The sequence below is a fragment of the Bacteroides sp. ET71 genome (assembly GCF_023336905.1).
Lineage (GTDB): Bacteria > Bacteroidota > Bacteroidia > Bacteroidales > Bacteroidaceae > Bacteroides.
On the sequence record NZ_JAMBLS010000062.1, the window covers coordinates 1 to 2,500 of the forward strand.

Annotated in this window: 2 tRNA genes and 2 rRNA genes (1 of these 4 cut by a window edge); all 4 read left to right on the top strand. The window is 52.2% G+C overall.

Annotated features, from left to right (window positions below):
• Positions 1-63: 63 nt before the first annotated feature.
• Positions 64-1,593: ribosomal RNA gene (locus tag M3090_RS14765) — 16S ribosomal RNA — on the top strand.
• Between the two features lie 138 nt (positions 1,594-1,731).
• Positions 1,732-1,805 (top strand) — tRNA-Ile (locus M3090_RS14770).
• Positions 1,806-1,823: 18 nt separating this feature from the next.
• A tRNA-Ala gene (locus tag M3090_RS14775) sits at positions 1,824-1,897 on the top strand.
• Between the two features lie 109 nt (positions 1,898-2,006).
• Positions 2,007-2,500 (top strand): 23S ribosomal RNA (locus M3090_RS14780); it runs 2,386 nt beyond the window's last position.
• Together the 16S and 23S rRNA genes with 2 tRNA genes alongside form the textbook arrangement of a ribosomal RNA operon.

The window sequence follows — 2,500 nt, forward strand, 5'->3', positions numbered from 1 at the left end:
AATTCGGTACGTCCTGGCAGAAGACAAACATATCATTCTTTATAGGATGATTAGGATACTATTACAGTGAAGAGTTTGATCCTGGCTCAGGATGAACGCTAGCTACAGGCTTAACACATGCAAGTCGAGGGGCATCATGAGCTTAGCTTGCTAAGTTTGATGGCGACCGGCGCACGGGTGAGTAACGCGTATCCGACCTGCCTTCCACTCGGGGATAGCCTTTCGAAAGAAAGATTAATACCCGATGGCATAAGCGAACTGCCTGGTTTGCTTATTAAAGATTCATCGGTGGAAGATGGGGATGCGTTCCATTAGCTTGTTGGTGGGGTAACGGCCCACCAAGGCTACGATGGATAGGGGTTCTGAGAGGAAGGTCCCCCACATTGGAACTGAGACACGGTCCAAACTCCTACGGGAGGCAGCAGTGAGGAATATTGGTCAATGGCCGCGAGGCTGAACCAGCCAAGTAGCGTGAAGGATGACTGCCCTATGGGTTGTAAACTTCTTTTATAAGGGAATAAAGTGTTGTACGTGTACGATATTGCATGTACCTTATGAATAAGCATCGGCTAACTCCGTGCCAGCAGCCGCGGTAATACGGAGGATGCGAGCGTTATCCGGATTTATTGGGTTTAAAGGGAGCGCAGACGGGCGATTAAGTCAGTTGTGAAAGTTCGCGGCTCAACCGTGAAATTGCAGTTGAAACTGGTTGCCTTGAGTGCGGCAGAGGCAGGCGGAATTCGTGGTGTAGCGGTGAAATGCTTAGATATCACGAAGAACTCCGATTGCGAAGGCAGCTTGCTGGACCGTAACTGACGTTGAGGCTCGAAAGTGTGGGTATCAAACAGGATTAGATACCCTGGTAGTCCACACAGTAAACGATGGACACTCGCTGTTGGCGATATACAGTCAGCGGCTTAGCGAAAGCGTTAAGTGTCCCACCTGGGGAGTACGCCGGCAACGGTGAAACTCAAAGGAATTGACGGGGGCCCGCACAAGCGGAGGAACATGTGGTTTAATTCGATGATACGCGAGGAACCTTACCCGGGCTTGAACTGTGCCTGACAGATTCGGAAACGGATATTCCCTTCGGGGCAGGCATGGAGGTGCTGCATGGTTGTCGTCAGCTCGTGCCGTGAGGTGTCGGCTTAAGTGCCATAACGAGCGCAACCCTTACTGCCAGTTGCCATCGGGTAATGCCGGGCACTCTGGTAGGACTGCCGTCGTAAGATGTGAGGAAGGTGGGGATGACGTCAAATCAGCACGGCCCTTACGTCCGGGGCTACACACGTGTTACAATGGGGGGTACAGCAGGCCGCTACCCGGCGACGGGATGCCAATCCTGAAAGCCCCTCTCAGTTCGGACTGGAGTCTGCAACCCGACTCCACGAAGCTGGATTCGCTAGTAATCGCGCATCAGCCACGGCGCGGTGAATACGTTCCCGGGCCTTGTACACACCGCCCGTCAAGCCATGAAAGCCGGGGGTACCTGAAGTGCGTAACCGCGAGGGGCGCCCTAGGGTAAAACCGGTGATTGGGGCTAAGTCGTAACAAGGTAGCCGTACCGGAAGGTGCGGCTGGAACACCTCCTTTCTGGAGTGACGTACCTTATGAGGTTTGTTATCCGTGCCGTTTGATTTCGGCATGCTTTTGTACTATGTTGTATTGTTTATACGAAAGATAGTGAGAAGAAGAGACGCCGAGCCTGTCGAGGGCGGAGGTAAGACTGACAGTCCTATAGCTCAGTTGGTTAGAGCGCTACACTGATAATGTAGAGGTCGGCAGTTCAACTCTGCCTGGGACTACTGCCAGAGGGATGTACTGGGGGATTAGCTCAGCTGGCTAGAGCACCTGCTTTGCAAGCAGGGGGTCAACGGTTCGAATCCGTTATTCTCCACATTGCGGTTTCTTCCGCATACGATCTATGACATGTTGCACAAGAAAGACAAAAGAGTTCAAGCTGAAAGTATGAACCGTCACGTAAGTGACCATGCATATAACAGATTAAAGAAGAAAGCAAGGGCAACCGGTGGATGCCTTGGCTCTCGGAGGCGATGAAGGACGTGATAAGCTGCGAAAAGCCGCGGTAAGGTGCAAATAACCTTTGACCCGCGGATCTCCGAATGGGACAACCCAATATCCTGAAGGGATATTATCCGGAAAATTCCGGAGGCTAACGCAGGGAACTGAAACATCTTAGTACCTGCAGGAAAAGAAAATAACAATGATTCCCCTAGTAGTGGCGAGCGAACGGGGATTAGCCCAAACCCATCGTGTTACGGCACGTTGGGGGTTGTAGGACCACGTGGTCGAAAGATACATCGCGAGCAGAATGTTCTGGAAAGTTCAGCCATAGGGCATGAAAGCTGCGTATGCGAAGCGATGCGAATCGTAGTGGTATCCTGAGTAGCGCGGGACACGTGAAATCCTGCGTGAATCCGCCGGGCCCATCCGGCAAGGCTAAATACTCCCGAGAGACCGATAGCGAACCAGTACCGTG